General features: G+C 59.0%; 16 protein-coding genes and 1 tRNA gene. 13 read left to right on the top strand and 4 right to left on the bottom strand.

Annotated elements, in window-relative coordinates:
* The first annotated feature begins 39 nt into the window (after nt 1–39).
* The 7 genes from VHB22_RS02495 to VHB22_RS02465 all read left to right on the top strand — a co-directional run bounded on the left by VHB22_RS02495 (nt 40) and on the right by VHB22_RS02465 (nt 6,110).
* Nucleotides 40–1,137, top strand: a complete 1,098-nt coding sequence (locus VHB22_RS02495; RefSeq protein ID WP_325455376.1) for an ionic transporter y4hA — start codon at nt 40–42, stop codon at nt 1,135–1,137.
* A gap of 156 nt (nt 1,138–1,293) precedes the next feature.
* On the top strand, nt 1,294–2,454 hold the full coding sequence (proB, locus tag VHB22_RS02490) for a glutamate 5-kinase (protein ID WP_325455375.1): 1,161 nt from the start codon (nt 1,294–1,296) through the stop codon (nt 2,452–2,454).
* 2 nt (nt 2,455–2,456) lie between these two features.
* Complete coding sequence (locus VHB22_RS02485) at nt 2,457–3,743, top strand: glutamate-5-semialdehyde dehydrogenase (protein ID WP_325455374.1); 1,287 nt, start codon at nt 2,457–2,459, stop codon at nt 3,741–3,743.
* A gap of 25 nt (nt 3,744–3,768) precedes the next feature.
* Complete coding sequence (locus tag VHB22_RS02480) at nt 3,769–4,422, top strand: nicotinate-nucleotide adenylyltransferase (RefSeq protein WP_325455373.1); 654 nt, start codon at nt 3,769–3,771, stop codon at nt 4,420–4,422.
* A gap of 144 nt (nt 4,423–4,566) precedes the next feature.
* On the top strand, nt 4,567–4,995 hold the full coding sequence (rsfS, locus tag VHB22_RS02475) for a ribosome silencing factor (protein WP_414652695.1): 429 nt from the start codon (nt 4,567–4,569) through the stop codon (nt 4,993–4,995).
* Nucleotides 4,996–5,062: 67 nt separating this feature from the next.
* The gene (gene rlmH / locus VHB22_RS02470) at nt 5,063–5,545 is read left to right on the top strand and encodes a 23S rRNA (pseudouridine(1915)-N(3))-methyltransferase RlmH (RefSeq protein ID WP_325455372.1); all 483 of its coding nucleotides are present in this window, start codon (nt 5,063–5,065) and stop codon (nt 5,543–5,545) included.
* A gap of 4 nt (nt 5,546–5,549) precedes the next feature.
* A complete protein-coding gene (locus VHB22_RS02465; protein WP_325455371.1) occupies nt 5,550–6,110 on the top strand; it encodes a DNA-deoxyinosine glycosylase in 561 nt (186 codons plus the stop codon).
* Here VHB22_RS02465 and VHB22_RS02460 read toward each other — a convergent pair.
* The 3 genes from VHB22_RS02460 to VHB22_RS02450 form a co-directional block, all read right to left on the bottom strand.
* Nucleotides 6,107–6,931 (bottom strand): SDR family NAD(P)-dependent oxidoreductase, encoded by an 825-nt coding sequence (locus tag VHB22_RS02460; RefSeq protein WP_325455370.1) that lies wholly within the window; start codon nt 6,929–6,931, stop codon nt 6,107–6,109. The genes VHB22_RS02465 and VHB22_RS02460 overlap by 4 nt on opposite strands.
* Nucleotides 6,932–7,042: 111 nt before the next feature.
* Nucleotides 7,043–7,432: an META domain-containing protein gene (locus VHB22_RS02455; protein ID WP_325455369.1), complete on the bottom strand. Its 390-nt coding sequence runs from the start codon at nt 7,430–7,432 to the stop codon at nt 7,043–7,045.
* A 23-nt stretch (nt 7,433–7,455) separates the two neighbouring features.
* The gene (locus VHB22_RS02450; protein WP_325455368.1) at nt 7,456–9,135 is read right to left on the bottom strand and encodes an acyl-CoA dehydrogenase family protein; all 1,680 of its coding nucleotides are present in this window, start codon (nt 9,133–9,135) and stop codon (nt 7,456–7,458) included.
* A gap of 333 nt (nt 9,136–9,468) precedes the next feature.
* Here VHB22_RS02450 and VHB22_RS02445 point away from each other — a divergent pair, with 333 nt between their 5' ends.
* Nucleotides 9,469–10,353: a YihY/virulence factor BrkB family protein gene (locus VHB22_RS02445; protein ID WP_325455367.1), complete on the top strand. Its 885-nt coding sequence runs from the start codon at nt 9,469–9,471 to the stop codon at nt 10,351–10,353.
* Nucleotides 10,354–10,440: 87 nt separating this feature from the next.
* Here the strand turns inward: VHB22_RS02445 and ccrA are convergent, their stop codons facing one another.
* Complete coding sequence (gene ccrA, locus VHB22_RS02440) at nt 10,441–11,763, bottom strand: crotonyl-CoA carboxylase/reductase (RefSeq protein ID WP_325455366.1); 1,323 nt, start codon at nt 11,761–11,763, stop codon at nt 10,441–10,443.
* Nucleotides 11,764–12,013: 250 nt separating this feature from the next.
* On the opposite strand from ccrA, the gene VHB22_RS02435 reads away from it, so the two are divergent.
* The 5 genes from VHB22_RS02435 to VHB22_RS02415 form a co-directional block, all read left to right on the top strand.
* On the top strand, nt 12,014–12,373 hold the full coding sequence (locus VHB22_RS02435) for a hypothetical protein (RefSeq protein WP_325455365.1): 360 nt from the start codon (nt 12,014–12,016) through the stop codon (nt 12,371–12,373).
* A 133-nt stretch (nt 12,374–12,506) separates the two neighbouring features.
* Nucleotides 12,507–14,522: a protein meaA gene (locus tag VHB22_RS02430; RefSeq protein ID WP_325455364.1), complete on the top strand. Its 2,016-nt coding sequence runs from the start codon at nt 12,507–12,509 to the stop codon at nt 14,520–14,522.
* A 133-nt stretch (nt 14,523–14,655) separates the two neighbouring features.
* Nucleotides 14,656–15,006, top strand: coding sequence for a hypothetical protein (locus tag VHB22_RS02425; RefSeq protein ID WP_325455363.1), 351 nt, complete (start codon nt 14,656–14,658; stop codon nt 15,004–15,006).
* A 70-nt stretch (nt 15,007–15,076) separates the two neighbouring features.
* Nucleotides 15,077–15,162, top strand: a tRNA-Leu gene (locus VHB22_RS02420).
* 158 nt (nt 15,163–15,320) lie between these two features.
* The coding region (locus tag VHB22_RS02415; RefSeq protein ID WP_325455362.1) for a tyrosine-type recombinase/integrase at nt 15,321–16,048 on the top strand (728 nt) is incomplete at its 3' end.

The following is a 16,048-nucleotide window of genomic DNA, read 5'->3' as shown; positions in this document are numbered from 1 at the left end:
CCGTCGTCGAATCCTCCGCCAACCCGAGCAAAGCGATACATGGTTCACTCCGCGCGAACACCTGTCTGGACATGGTTTCTGCCGGTTTTGGGCATTCTGCTTTTTGCCGGCGCGACGGCTACAGGTTTCGGCGAAAATTTTGCGTCCGACCCGCTGGGTATCGCAATTGCGGTGATTCTTGTGCCGCTGCTCATGTCTGCCGTCTTCGCGGCAGTCTATCACGCTGAAGAGGTGGCGCACGTTACGGGCGAGCCGGTTGGAACGCTGGTCCTGACGATTGCGGTTACGGTTATCGAGCTGGCGCTAATCGTATCGTTGATGCTGACCGGAAAGGCCGCTTCGACGCTTGTTCGCGATACGGTATTTTCCGTGATCATGATCATCACCACCGGCTTGGTGGGACTTTGTATTTTGGTCGGCGGGCTTCGTTATCGTGAGCAGAGCTTTGACGTCACGTCGGCAAAGATCTATCTCGCAATGCTGATCGTGTTGACGACGCTGTCGATCATTCTGCCGAATTATACGAGTTCGGCTCCCGGACGGCTTTATTCAACGAGCCAACTCGCTTTCATCAGCGTCGCCATCATTGCGCTTTACGGTGTGTTTCTGTTCACCCAGACTGTCCGGCATCGCGATTACTTTACCGGTGACCGCGAGGAGTTCGGAGCGACACCGCCGCCAAAAGGGCGGATACTCACTTCAATTATTTTTCTATGCGTCGCACTTTCGGCTGTGGTTCTGCTCGCCAAGCTCTTCGCAATAGAAATTAATGCGGGCGTCGCAGCGATCGGCGCACCGGCGGGCGTCAGCGGCGTTGTCATCGCACTTATCGTTCTGCTTCCGGAATCTATCGCGGCAGTTGGTGCGGCCAGCCGCGATAATCTGCAGAGAAGTCTCAACTTGGCGCTGGGTTCGTCACTTGCGACCATTGGACTGACGATTCCGGCGATCGCAGGGGCGAACATCTTTCTTCAAAAGTCACTTATCCTCGGCCTCGATCCCCGCGACTTGGCGTTGGTTATGATGACCCTTGCAGCGAGTATCCTTACATTCGGTACTGGGCGGACCAATGTGCTCTTCGGCTTCCTGCACCTCGTCATTTTCGGAACTTTTCTGTTTCTTGCGTTCGTGCCCTAACCAAAACCCTCATTATTCGGTGGCCGCGGTAGCTAAAAATCAACGCGTCTGGCTGATATGCGGCCCATGCCTCTTGCCGGGCGGAGGGCATTTGCAGATAAGCACGGCAAGATTTGTTGTTTCGAGCACCTGACCCGACTTCGATCCGAGATGGACATGGTTCGCGCCTCAGCGTCCGATACTCCGATAGCAACCGTGCGCCCCGAATGGGCGAAAGCGCGGCGTATCGTCGTGAAGATCGGCTCGGCGCTACTGACGGATCAGACAACCGGACGTATTAAAACCGATTGGCTCAACTCCTTAATGGATGACGTGGCTGAACTCGCGAAGGCGGGGAAGGAGATCGTGCTTGTCTCCTCCGGCTCGATCGCGTTGGGCCGGCACGCTTTGAATCTGCCCAAAGGACCGCTGGAGCTCGAACAGAGCCAGGCGGCGGCATCCGTCGGTCAGATCAGCCTGGCACATGCCTATCAAGAGTTAGCGGCGGCGCGAGGACTTACCGCGGCGCAAATTCTTCTTACGCTCGGCGATACGGAAGAACGTCGCCGATATCTCAACGCGCGAAACACGATCGAGGTTTTGCTTGCTCTCAAGGCCGTTCCGGTTGTCAACGAAAACGATACTGTTGCGACGGCCGAAATCCGCTACGGCGATAATGATCGACTGTCGGCGCGCGTCGCGTCCATGGTTTCGGCGGATTGCCTTGTGCTGCTGTCCGACGTCGACGGACTTTATACAGCTCCCCCGAACGACAATCCGAATGCCAATCATATCCCGCTCGTCACCGAGATTTCACCCGAGATTGAAGCAATGGCAGGCGATGCCGGCACTGAGCTTTCCAAGGGTGGGATGAAGACCAAGATCGAAGCGGGCAAGATTGCGCTCGCGTCGGGGACTGACATGGTCATCACAACCGGAAAGGTGCTCCATCCGCTGCGGACTATTTCGGAAGGCGCGCGCGTCACATGGTTTATCGCTAAGTCCGATCCAGTTACGGCGAAGAAGCGCTGGATTCACGGTCAACTTGTGCCGAACGGACAAGTCTTTCTCGACGCGGGCGCGGAAAAAGCGTTGGCTTCGGGCAAAAGTCTGCTTCCAGCGGGCGTCACACGGGTTGACGGCTCGTTCGATCGGGGGGACGCCGTTATTATCCGAGCCGCAGATGGACGGGAGCTTGGTCGCGGTCTTGTCGCCTATGCGGCGGACGATGCCCGGCGTATCATAGGCAAGCGTTCGAGCGAAATCGCCGCGATCCTGGGTTTTGAAGGACGCGATACGCTGATCCATCGAGATGATATGGCGCTGACGAGGAAATAGCGATGAACAGACCGGAGCGCATCGAGAATGAGACCGCGGAGCTGATGCGCGGCATTGGCGAAGCCGCGAAAAAGGCGAGCCGCCGACTGGCGGTGGCCACAACGGAAGAGAAGAACGCGGCGCTTCTCGCAGCGGCGAAAGCTTTGCGCGCGGCAACCCCAACGATCCTCGCGGAGAATGCCAAAGACATCGAGGCCGCGAAAGCTGCGGGCCGTCCTGCCGCGTTCGTGGACCGCCTGTTGCTGGACGAAAAGCGTATCAACGGTATCGCCGTAGGACTTGAAGAGATCGCGGCGCTTCCCGATCCGGTCGGAACAGTGCTCGCAGAATGGACGCGGCCGAATGGTCTCAAGTTTCAGCGCGTGCGTGTTCCGCTGGGGACGATCGGCATTATCTACGAGAGCCGTCCGAACGTGACGGCGGATGCCGGGGCTTTGGCACTGAAGGCCGGAAATGCCGCTATTTTGCGTGGCGGCTCGGAGAGCCATCATTCAAGCGTCGCCATTCACGTATGTCTCGTTGAAGGCTTGCGTGCGGCGGGCTTACCAGAAGCGGCTATTCAACTCGTACCGACGACGGATCGAGAGGCGGTCGGAGCGATGCTCCGCGGCTTGAACGGTTCTGTAGACGTCATCGTCCCGCGTGGCGGCAAGGGGCTCGTGCAGCGCGTGCAGGATGAAGCGCGCGTTCCTGTCTTCGCGCATCTCGAAGGCATCTGCCACACCTATGTCGATCAAGGTGCGGACATGGGGAAAGCCGTGCCGCTGGTTGTGAATGCGAAGATGCGGCGCACGGGGATTTGCGGCGCAACGGAATGCTTGCTAGTCGATCAGAATGCGCATGGAGATATCCTCGCTCCGCTGGTGAAAGCTCTTCTCGATGCGGGTTGCGAGGTTCGCGGCGACGAGGCGACGCGGAAAGTCGATCCGCGCGTTAAGTCTGCGCAGCCCGACGACTACGGCAAAGAGTTTCTCGATGCGATTATCGCGGTGAAGATGGTCGATGGCGTCGACGGCGCGATCGAGCACATCGCGCGTTATGGTTCGCAGCATACGGATGCGATCATCACCGAATGCGAGGCGACGGCAGAGCGGTTCCTAAACCGTGTTGATTCCGCGATCGTGATCGTCAATGCGTCGACGCAGTTCGCTGACGGCGGAGAGTTTGGGTTTGGCGGCGAGATCGGCATCGCGACCGGCAAGATGCACGCGCGCGGACCGGTTGGCGTCGAGCAATTGACGAGCTTCAAATACAAGGTGCGCGGCGACGGCCAGATGCGGCCGAAGTGAGCACCGCGGATGAGGCACACCTGATTTGACGCGAAAGATTTCGCTGCAGAGCTTCGGTTCGCTTCGCGTCCGTACGCCCCTTTGTCTTCCCGGCCAGCGCGTCGGGATTATGGGCGGCTCGTTCAATCCTCCGCATGCCGGACACCAAATTGCGGCCGAAGCTGCGATGCGGCGGCTTGGCCTCGATCAGGTTTGGTGGCTGATCACGCCCGGCAATCCGCTCAAATCGCATGACGGGTTGTCGTCGTTTAGCCGCCGGATGGCGCTCGTCCGCTCGTTTGCGCGCGGCCCGCATATGAAGATTACGGGGTTCGAACGGGATCTCGGGACGCGCTATACCGCTGCGACTCTCGCGTTTTTGAAGCGCCGGCATCCTGGCGTCCGATTCGTCTGGATCATGGGGGCCGACAATCTTGCATCTTTCGACCGCTGGCAGCATTGGCGGAGCATTGCGGAGACGATGCCGATTGCCGTCGTCGACAGGCCGGGCTGGCGGCTCCGGGGGCTATCGTCGAAGGCTGCGCTCGCACTTTCGCGTTGGCGATTGCCGGAATCTGAGGCCCGGTCGCTGGCGGCACGTGAGCCTCCGGCTTGGTTGTTGCTGACGATCCGATTATCCGATCTTTCTTCGACCGCCTTGCGCAACGCCGCAGCGCCCGCAGACGTGCTAGCGCCCTAGCGCATTGAAAATTATGACGTTTTCACGACAAGTCGCGTCCCGATTTTATTTGCGAGCTGGTCCGACGCCGTTTAATATATTGCCAGTCCGGAATTGGCCGGACCGTCTGACAGCGGGTTTCAACCAGCAAAGGATGTTTACCGCTTGATCCGAACCACAACCGAGGCCGCTCGCAAGAGCACCTCTCTGGCCCAGTCCGCCGCCAAGGCGCCGGATGCGGCTGCTCTCCTCGATGACGTCGTCCGATGGCTTGACGACGCGAAAGCCGAGGAAATCGTTTCTATCCCCCTCGAAGGAAAATCAGCGCTCGGCGATTTTATGGTCGTCGCTTCCGGCCGTAATGACCGGCATGTCGCCGCCATTGCGGAGCAGCTGCGTGAGAAATTGAAAGCGCGGGGCGAGGCGCGCGTCAGGGTCGAAGGTCTGAGCGCCTGCGACTGGGTGCTGATCGATACGGGCGATGTCATCGTCCACGTCTTCCGGCCCGAGGTTCGCGAGTTCTACAACCTCGAGAAGATGTGGCAGGCGGAGATTCCGCCGGATGCTTCGCGTGGCGACAGCTCGCAGCACTGACGCAGCTGCAGTTTCACCGTTTTGAATCGGACGCGGCCGAGCGCCTTGGCCGCGGAGCGTTTGATTGATGCGCATTGCGATCTCGGCGATCGGTAAATTGAAAGACGCCGAAGAGCGCGCCATCGTCGAGCGCTACGTGAAGCGGCTCAATGGGGCAGGCAGGCCGCTGGGCCTTGGTCCGATCGATATCCATGAGATTCCTGAAAGCCGTGCTCCCGATACAGGCGAGCGCAAGCGCGATGAATCGGTACGACTGATCAAGGACATTGGCGGTGGCGACACCGTCGTGGTGCTGGAGCCCACGGGAAAATTGCTGACGAGCGAAGCATTTGCCGGGTTCGTTCGCGATACGCGCGATGGTGGGTGCAAGTCGTGTTTTTTCCTTATCGGAGGCCCGGACGGCCACGGCGAAGCTGCTCTCGGCAGGGCGTCGCTGAAGCTGTCCCTCGGTGCGCTGACGCTTCCACATGGGCTTGCGCGCGTCGTTCTGATCGAGCAGCTTTATCGGGCAGCGACCATTCTTTCGGGGCATCCCTATCATCGGGCATAAAGTAATGGCGGAAGGAACAGCGGACGTTGGACGGAGCGATGGGGCTGCTCCTGCGCTCGCCAAGTACAGCTTTCCACCGATCGTTACGCTGGAAGCGCGTCTACTTATCCTCGGCACTTTGCCGGGAGAGGAGTCGCTGCGGCTTCGGCAATATTACGGGCACCCGAGGAATCACTTCTGGCCATTGATTGCCGCGATTTTTGGTGAGCCGTTATCCGCGGTGTACCCAGAGCGTGTGCAGCTTTTGCAGCGGAATAGATGCGCGCTTTGGGATGTGCTCGAAAAAGCCGAACGCATCGGAAGCTCCGACGCCGCCATCCGGAACCCAACAGCAAATCCGTTCGCGACATTCTTTTCCGACTATCCGGAGATCAAGACGATTGCCTTCAACGGACAGAAGGCGCGCGACTTGTTCCGGCGCCATGTAGTGAAGCCAGGTCTTGTTTCCGAGCACGATTTCACGATGCTCGACTTGCCATCGTCCAGCCCGCTTTACACGCGACCTCTGGAAGAAAAACTCGCAGTCTGGCGCGAAAAGCTCGCTCCCGTGATTATGGCTCGCTAAAAGTTACGTGCGAAATAGTCGATGCCGAATTGCGGAAGGAAGCGGCGCATGGCGGCTGCAAGATAGGTCGGAACAGTGACGTAGTAGTGTCGGTGCGGACGCATGCTTTCGACCGCGTGTACGAGCCGTTTGCTGACGGCTTCGGGCTCAAGCTTGAACTTCATTTGGCCGCCAGCTTTCATCCGTTCGAGACGCGTACGATAGACGTCTCTATGCGATGAACTTTCGATGTCGATCGTTGCGAGAAGCCGTTCGACTGCGTGCTCTACGAAGCGAGACCGGATCGGTCCGGGCTCGATCAGCGCAACATGGATGCCTGAGCCTTCAAGTTCCAAACGCAACGATGTCGTCAACGCTTCGAGAGCAAATTTCGAAGCGCAGTAGGCGCCACGATAAGGCGCGACCACCATACCCAAAACAGACGAGCAGTTGACAATGCGCCCGGCGCCGTTCTTGCGCATGGCTGGGATCAAGCGCCGCGTGAGATCGTGCGTGCCGACAAGGTTGACTTCGAGCTGTTGGCGCAAAAGCGCCGGGGTTAGATCTTCGACGGCTCCAGGTTGTCCGAAGGCTGCATTGTTGAACAAAGCATCGAGGCGACCCCGCGTCAGTTCCAGAGTGCGGATAGCGCATGTTGCGATCGACTGGGGATCGGCGAGTTCGAGGTGAAGGGCTTCGACGCCTTCGTAATTCGTGAGCCGGGCGAGATCTTCGGGTTTACGTGCCGTAGCAAGGACGCGCCAGCCCCGCTGCTTCATCGTTCGGGCTGCGTCGAGACCGATGCCCGAGGAGCATCCTGTGATGAGTATTGAGCGTGCCATGTCGTCGCGAATCCGACCCCCGGAAGAGCGTTAGAACGCTTCCGTGTATATCGTCAGATTCCCAAGGTGCAAATCCTGTCGCGGTTCAGCACATGGCGCTCGCCGGCCGGATTATCTCTTGAACTTTGCGAGGGTGTGGCCGCTCTCGTCTTTCAAAAGAAGCATATTATTGTCGATCACGAAGGATCGGGCCGCCTGAAGGGCCGCGAAGTACTGCGACTCGGTCTCGATTTTTCCTTCGCACATCATTTTGGTCGAGACGAGCGGACCGATTTGAATGGCGTCGTCTTCGATCGTGATCGGACCATTGAAGCGATTGCAGCCGCCGGTTCCGGATGCTCTGTCGGTCGTATATTCGAGCGTCGGGCCGGTAACGGGCTTGCCATTCAATTCGATGGCTGTCCAACTTGCGGTGATCGGGCCGTCATCATCGTCAGCACGTGCCAGTGTGCCAAAGGTGAGGGCGAGTGCTCCGATAAGGAGAGCTGTGGTACATCTCATGATCCTACTCTCCGATTGCGCTTTTAGTTGGCGCCTTCGAGAAGGCGCCGCGCGATGACCTGGGCCTGAATCTCGGCAGCGCCCTCGAAGATGTTTAGAATGCGCGCATCGCAGAGCACCCGGCTAACCGGATATTCGAGTGCGAAGCCGTTGCCGCCGTGGATCTGCAAGGCATTGTCGGCATTGGCCCATGCCACACGGGCGCCGAGCAACTTCGCCATGCCGGCTTCAAGGTCGCAGCGCCGCCCTGCATCCTTCTGACGTGCGGAGAAATAGGTGAGCTGGCGAGCGATCATCGTCTCGACGGCCATCATCACGACCTTGTTGCGAACGCGCGGGAACGAATAGATCGGCTTGCCGAACTGGTTACGTTCCAGCGCGTATTTCAGGCCAAGGTCCATTGCGCATTGGGCGACGCCGACAGCGCGTGCAGCTGTCTGAATGCGTGCGCCTTCGAATGTATTCATCAGTTGCTTGAAGCCCTGACCTTCGACGCCGCCGAGAAGGTTCTCTGCCGGGACTTCGAAATTATCGAAGGAAATGTCGTATTCCTTCATGCCGCGATAGCCGAGCACTTCGATTTCGCCGCCCGTCATGCCTTCCGCAGGAAAAGGATTTTCGTCGCTGCCGCGAGGCTTCTCGGCAAGGAACATCGAGAGTCCTTTGTAACCCGGCTCGTTCGGGTTGGTCCGCGTGAGGACGGTCATGATGTCGGCGCGTACAGGATGCGTGATCCAGGTCTTCTGGCCGGTGATTTTGTAGGTATCGCCGTCTTTCACGGCGCGTGTTTTTAGCGATGCGAGGTCCGAACCCGTGTTCGGCTCCGTGAAGACGGCCGTCGGAAGCATTTCGCCGGTAGCAATTTTCGGCAGGTACTTCTCTTTCTGCTCCGGTGTGCCGTTGTGCAGGATCAACTCGCCTGCGATCTCGGCACGCGTTCCGAGCGAGCCGACACCGATGTAACCACGCGACAATTCCTCGGAGGCGACGCACATGGATTCCTTGCCAAGCGCCATACCGCCGAATTCTTCCGGCAGTGCCAAGCCGAAGACGCCAAGCTCAGCGAGTTTCGAGATAACTTCGAGGGGAATGTACTCGTTCTTGAGATGCCACTCATGCGCGTGGGGAACGACTTCGTCGAGCGAGAACTTGCGCATCAGATCTTGAATCTGTGCATGCGTTTCATCGAGGCCGGTGTCGCCGAACGTCATTGCTTCGGGCTGCGCCGCGATCAGCTCGCCCAAACGAGCCTTGACCGCTTCGGATCCGCCTTCCTCAACGAGGTCGGCGATCGAATCTTCAAAGCGGCGAATGTCGGCTTTCGGGACGCCGAGCGCATCGGGCCGGGCGATTTCGAGCTGGCTCATCGGAATGCCGTTGGCCACCTGCGCGCCGTACTCGGCGAAGGCGGCGATCAGCAAAAGCTGCTCGAACTCTCCGAAGCGCCCTTCGCTATTGAGGCGATTGGCCCAATCGTGCATTTGGCGGAGGCCTTCGACGGTCGTCGCGAGCCACGCCAGTCCGTGTGCGGAGTGCTGGGCGTTATCGATGCCGCCGGCTTCCTGTATTTTAACGCGCACCCCGGCCTTCGCGGCTTGCAGGATGCGGTCTGCTCCGGTGACGGCTTCGCCGCAGCGCTCTATGAGTTTCTCGGTTCCTGCGGACAGAATGTTAGCTCCGGCCTTCAACGGCGCGACGGACATGCAGATCTCCTGAAAAGTGGCCGGGCGAATGCTTGGGTTAATCCCAGCGAACCTGGCGCTGATCAAGTTTTCAATGAGGGTGATCAGTTCACTAATCAGGGGGAATAAGCCAACTGCCCAGAGACCGCAACCCGTGCGCCGACGCAGGCTCGTTGGGGCAAGGTCTTTCGGATCGGACCTGCCGCCTAACGGTTAATCGATGGAAGGGCATCGGAGCGGGACAGTGTGTCCCAAAGGGTATTGGACCGGAAGACCGACTGCCGCAGTGTGGACCTCGTGCGGGCGAGTCACTACGTTTCGCCGAAAACAAATAGGCAAGAGAGCGGATTATCTATGAAGCGGATGCGCAGGCTGTTCGAGGCCCTTTATCGGCTTTACGAGCATTCGGGCTTCGCCATGGCCGGCGCCGTCGCCTTTTCGTTCGTCGTTTCGCTCTTTCCTTTTTGCATTTTTCTGGGTGCTCTTTCGGGCTTGTTCGGCGGTCGCGAACTCGCACAGGACGCAGTCAACCAGCTCTTCGCGATTCTGCCTGAGCCGGTCGCCAAGGGGCTGGCGCCGGAAGTGATGGCTGTGATGGGGTCGCGGCGCATCGATCTTCTTACTGTCAGTGCGTTCCTCGCTCTGTTCTTTGCGACCAGCGCGATTGAAACGCTCCGTGCGGCCCTTAATGGGGCTTACCGGGCTCGCGAGACTCGGCCCTATCCGCTCTGTCTATTGATCAGCATGTCGTTTGTTTTCGTAAGCGCGCTGTCGACGCTTGTTCTGACATGGGCTGTCGTTATTGGGCCGGGTGTGATCGGTGCGGCGATTGCGTCTCAGTTTCAATCGGAATGGCTCAAAACTCTGTTTGACTCGACGTCGCTCGGCCCCGGTGTGCGTTATGGTTTGGCCGGCACGGTGATCGCGGCGCAGCTTCTCGCCCTGCATCTGTGGCTCGCCGCAGGACGTCGGCGTCTGGCGGACGTTTGGCCCGGGGTCGTCCTCTCAATCTTCCTCTGGCTGGCGCTTGCCGGCCTTTGGTCGCGCTATCTGGCGTTTACGAACTATTCGTTGTTTTACGCGGGACTTTCGCAGCTGATGATCGCTTTGATTTTCTTTCAGTTTACTGCGATCACGATTTTGCTCGGCGCCGAATTCAATCGCGGCATTATTGAGATGAAACGGATGCGGCGGGAAGCGGCCGAGCGGGCCGCGTTCGGATCGGGATCGCCGAGTTGAGTGCGGTCGTTCCAGTAGTGTGAAGGAGAGGGGAACAAATCCCCCTCGTCCGGCCATCGGCACCTTCCCCTTGGGGAGACGGAAGAATTAGCGCGGTTGGGTCCCGGCTTCGATGACGTCTTCAAGCGTCCGAAGGCCCGTGGTCGGTGCGGAGACGAGCACTGCCATATTGCCCGGTTTGTGCTCATTCCTCATCATGCGCATGTGTGCCTTGGGGATCTGCTCCCACGACAGGACTTCCGACATGCAGGGGTCGATACGGCGCTCGATAACGAGGCGGTTGGCTTGGCTTGCCTGCATGAGGTTTGCGAAGTGGGAGCCCTGGACGCGCTTCTGGTGCATCCACAAATAGCGGGCGTCCATCGTCAGATTATAGCCGGTGGTGCCTGCACAAATGACGACCATACCGCCGCGCTTTACGACCTGCACGGAAACGGCGATCGTCGATTCTCCGGGGTGCTCAAAGACGCAATCTACGTTCACGCCCTTGCCGGTGATGTCCCAAATTGCCTTGCCGAACTTGCGCATCTCCTTCAGCCACTCGTTATATTCCGGCGTGCCGACTTTCGGGAGCTGTCCCCAGCATTTGAAATCTTTGCGATTAATGACGCCCTTGGCGCCGAGCTGGAGGACGTAATCGCGCTTGTCTTCTTCCGAAACGATGCCAATGGCATTGGCACCCGACGTTGCGCAGAGCTGGACCGCAAAGCTGCCAAGGCCGCCCGATGCTCCCCAGACAAGAACGTTGTGCCCAGGTCGCAGAACGTGCGGGCGGTGGCCGAAAAGCATGCGGTAGGCCGTCGCCAAAGTCAGCGTATAGCAGGCACTTTCTTCCCACGTCAGGTGCTTCGGGCGTTCAAGAAGCTGGCGGTCCTGGACGCGGCAGAACTGCGCGAACGAGCCATCCGGCGTCTCGTATCCCCAGATGCGCTGGCTCGGCGAAAACATCGGATCGCCGCCGTTGCACTCTTCATCGTCGCCGTCATCCTGGTTGCAGTGGATGACGACCTCATCGCCGACCTTCCAACGCTTTACCTTGGAACCGACGGCCCAGACGATGCCGGACGCATCGGATCCTGCGATGTGATAAGGAAATTTGTGAACGTCGCGGATCGGTGAAATAGGTATGCCGAGTGAAGCCCAGACACCGTTGTAATTGACGCCCGCAGCCATGACGAGCACGAGCACGTCGTGACTGTCGAGCTCCCAGGTCGGAACGACCTCGATCTGCATCGCTTTGTCGGGTTCGCCATGGCGTTCTTCGCGAATCGTCCAGGCATACATATTTTTTGGCACGTGTCCGAGCGGAGGAATTTCCCCGATCTCGTAAAGGTCCTTCTTGACCCCAGTTTCGGGCGATTGGGCGGCTTTTGCCGCGTCACTTTTTGTTGCCACGTTTTGGCTCGACATTGGTGCTGCGTCTCCCGACATTCCCGCGACGAGGGCCATTCTGGCTCGTCTTCTTCGCGCGTCCTCACGTCCCGTTGAGGGATCGCAGTATGAAGCACGTTTTTGCGCTGCAATGAAGGGGTCGGGGCCCGCTAAGCATGCGGGGGCCGCAAGAACTCCTTAACTGCATATCTTTATCCTAAGCCTCTACAAGACTTGAGGCGTTTTGCCACCCGCTTGTTCGCCGCACGTCCCCGATCGGATGACCGCAATGCAAGACCTGATGTGGCAGCTCAAAAATACCGATTCCTTCACGTTTTATACCGCTGCGGTGTTCACGGCCCTCGTTTTCTGGTTTATCCGCGAAATCGTGGACGCGCCGACGCTCGCGGTCGGGGCTGTTCCAGTTCTGATGGCGGGGGGCCTTTTGGCGCCGATTTTCTTTCGCGCCGAGATGATTACCCTTGCTTACGATCATGATACCAATCTTGCCGCGGTCGTCGGGGTGGGCGTTTTGGCGGGGCTCGCCTTAGTGATTGGAATGAAATGGCTGGGAACGTTGTTTGTCGAATACCGCGTGCGGCGTACACGCCTTGCTCCAATGGCGGGTCGCCAGCGCGTGCGACGCTAGCTTGATCTGGACCTAGGCTCGGCCGTAAAAGCGCGAGAGCGCGGCGAACTTCCGTTTTGTCTTTCCGCGACATTCATTTACTTTACAATCGCTTAAGCCGTTCATCGTTCCTGAGCCGAAAGACGCACTTCGTATGCCGGAAACCAAGACCGAAAATTCGACCAAGAGCAAAGAGGGCAAGCCCGAACGCGACAAGCCCTGGCTGTTTCGGACTTACGCCGGCCATTCCACGGCGGCCAAGTCGAACGCCCTCTATAAAAAGAACCTTTCGAAGGGACAGACCGGCCTTTCGATCGCCTTCGATCTTCCGACGCAGACAGGCTACGATTCCGATCACGAACTGGCTCGCGGAGAGGTCGGCAAGGTGGGCGTTCCGGTGTCCCATCTCGGAGACATGCTGACGCTGCTCGACGGTATTCCGCTCGATCAAATGAATACGTCCATGACGATCAATGCGACCGCCGCTTGGCTGCTGTCGCTTTATATCGCCGTTGCGGACCAGACCGGCGCTTCGCGCGTGAAGCTCACCGGCACCATTCAGAACGATATCATCAAGGAATACTTGTCGCGCGGAACTTATGTGTTTCCGCCCGAGCCGTCTCTTCGGCTGATCAAGGACACTATCGTTTTCTCGACGAAAAACGTCCCGAAGTGGAATCCGACGAACGTCTGTTCCTACCATCTTCAGGAAGCGGGCGCGACGCCGGTTCAGGAGCTTGCCTACGCACTCGCAACGGCCATCGCCGTTCTCGACACTGTAAAGGCTTCGGGGGAAGTCCCGGCGGATGAATTCGGCAATGTGGTCGGACGCATCTCTTTCTTCGTCAACGCGGGCATGCGCTTTATTACCGAGATGTGCAAGATGCGCGCGTTCAACGAGCTTTGGGATGAAATCACGCGCGACCGATACGGTGTTGCCGACGCGAAGCACCGCCGATTCCGTTATGGTGTGCAGGTGAACTCGCTTGGCCTAACCGAACCGCAAGCCGAGAACAACGTCTATCGTATTCTTCTCGAAATGCTGGCGGTTACCCTATCGAAGAATGCGCGCGCGCGTGCCGTGCAGTTGCCTGCCTGGAACGAGGCGCTGGGACTGCCGCGTCCCTGGGATCAGCAGTGGTCGCTCAGGATGCAGCAGATTGTTGCCTACGAAACCGACCTTCTGGAATACGGCGACATCTTTGACGGTTCGACGGAAGTTGCGAAGAAGGTCGCCGCTCTTAAGGAAGAGGCGAAGGCGGAACTTGCGACGATCGACAAGATGGGCGGCGCCGTGGCGGCGATCGACTACATGAAACGGCGGCTTGTCGAGAGTAATACGTCGCGGCTTTCGCAGATCGAAACCGGCGACCTGACCGTTGTTGGCGTCAACAGGTTCACCGAGGGCGAGCCGTCGCCGCTTTCCGCCGGTTCGGATGCGATCATGGTCGTCGATCCGGCCGTCGAAGCCGAGCAGATCGAGCGTCTAAAAGCGTGGCGCGCCAACCGGGATGCGAAGAAAGCTGAAAAAGCACTTGCCGAGGTCGAGCGGGCCGCGAAAGAGGGCCGCAACATCATGGAAGCTTCTATCGAGGCGGCCAAAGCGGGGGTTACGACCGGTGAGTGGGGTACGACTCTGCGCAAAGTCTTCGGCGAATACCGGGCGCCCACGGGCGTCGCTCAGGCCGCTGTCGCTCGTGATAGCACGCAACTCGAAGCTGTTCGTGCACGAGTAGACGAGGTTTCCGACAGGCTTGGGCGGCGCATCAAGTTTCTCGTCGGCAAGCCGGGACTCGACGGGCATTCGAACGGAGCGGAACAAATCGCGGTACGCGCGCGCGACGTGGGTATGGAAGTCGTTTACGAGGGCATTCGTCTGACCCCGGCGCAGATCGTCCGTGCGGCGGTGGATGAGGCCGTGCATGTGGTCGGCTTGTCCATTTTGTCCGGGTCGCACGTTCCGCTCGTCAAGGATGTCATGGAGCGGATGCGCAAAGAGGGGCTCGACGACGTGCCGGTGGTTGTGGGCGGCATCATTCCTCCCGAGGACGAAAAAGCGCTGAAGGCGTTCGGTGTTGCCGCCGTCTATACGCCGAAGGACTTCCAGCTGAACGATATCATGGCCGATATTGTCCGTTTGGTTGACCGGCACGCGCAGGCGGCGGCCTGAGTGGCCTGCGCTCGGGAATGAACCGCGCGGCATTGACGCCACGGGTTAACGCCGGCGAGACGGCTGCCGTCACGGAACGGATGACACCATCGGGCCGGTCTGGTACACGCACCGCGTTTTAAGGAGCTTCAACGTGCGCGACGATGTACGGCGGCGGCTTGATCGGGCGATTTGGCTCGAACGCGCGAAATACGCAGCAATTGGGCTGGGTGTTCTCGCGGCGATCGGCTTGGCTTTCGGCTATGAGACTTTGGACCTGAAGGTTGACAACAAGGAAGTCGCCGGCAAGGTGACCGACATTCAGCCGCTGGTCACGAGATCGAGTACGGCGGAAGCTGAAGGCGAGAACGTGATTGTCCAGCTCGACCATGGTCCCCTGGTCCGTGTGCTGGCGTATAAATCTCGCGGGCTCAAGATCGGCGATAAAATCGAGGTTGTGGAACATCACCACGCGACCGGCCGCGTGACGCATACCCTTAAATAGGCTTTATCGCGCGTTGACGGCGCGTGCGATGCCGGTATAGATCGCCCCTTCTCGCCCGTTTCGGGCGCTAGCCTCAGTGGCGGAACGGTAGACGCGGCAGACTCAAAATCTGCTATCCGCAAGGGTGTGGGGGTTCGAGTCCCTCCTGAGGCACCATTTAGCCCTCCAAGAGCGTCCAGTACCTTCCAAAAACGTCTTATAAATCCAATGTTTCATAGGGACTTGCAGTCCTAGAACATTTGGTGGTTTCCGTTGGCAGCCGAGCAAATTGGGGGTATTCTTGGGGGTATCTTGATCTAGCTTGACTGGACGACATGCCCCTGACCGATACCGCTATCCGGCGCACAAAGCCCGCTGCCAGGCCCTACAAACTTGCCGACGGCGGCGGCCTGTTTTTACTGATCAACCCGACCGGCTCGCGCCTCTGGCGGTTGAAATATCGAGTGGATGGCCGCGAGAAGCTTCTCGCGATTGGCCCATATCCGGACGTGACGTTGGCGAAGGCACGTGAGCGTCGAGATGATGCAAAAAAGACTATCGCAGACGGCGGCGATCCATCCGCTCGGAAAAAGCAGGCGCGCAAGGAAGCCAAGGCCGCCGAGACGAACACATTCCGGGCCATCGCGGAAGAGCATCTTGCCAAGCTGGCGCGCGAAGGCTTGGCGGAAATCACGCTTGGTAAAAGGCGGTGGCTGCTTGATTTTGCCTACCCGCTTTTCGGCGATCGGGACGTGAAATCCATTTCATCGGCAGATGTGTTGCAGGTGCTCCGCCGGGTTGAGGTCAAAGGACATCACGAAACAGCACGGCGGTTGCGTTCCGTTATCGGCTCCGTCTTCCGCTATGCCATCGCGACAGCGCGCATCGAAAACGATCCTACCATTGCTCTACGGGGCGCGCTTACAACCCCGAAGGTTCATCATCGGCCTGCCGTCACTTCAGCTCCGGAGCTTGGCAGGCTTCTGCGGGCCATTGACACCTATCAGGGGCAACCGGCCACATGTGCCGCGTTGCAGCTCATGCCGATCCTCTTCCCGCGCCC

The sequence above is a fragment of the Hyphomicrobium sp. genome, assembly GCF_035548195.1.
Taxonomy (GTDB): domain Bacteria; phylum Pseudomonadota; class Alphaproteobacteria; order Rhizobiales; family Hyphomicrobiaceae; genus Hyphomicrobium_B.
Note: the sequence above shows the minus strand (reverse complement) of the source record. Positions and strands in the feature narration are given on the sequence as shown.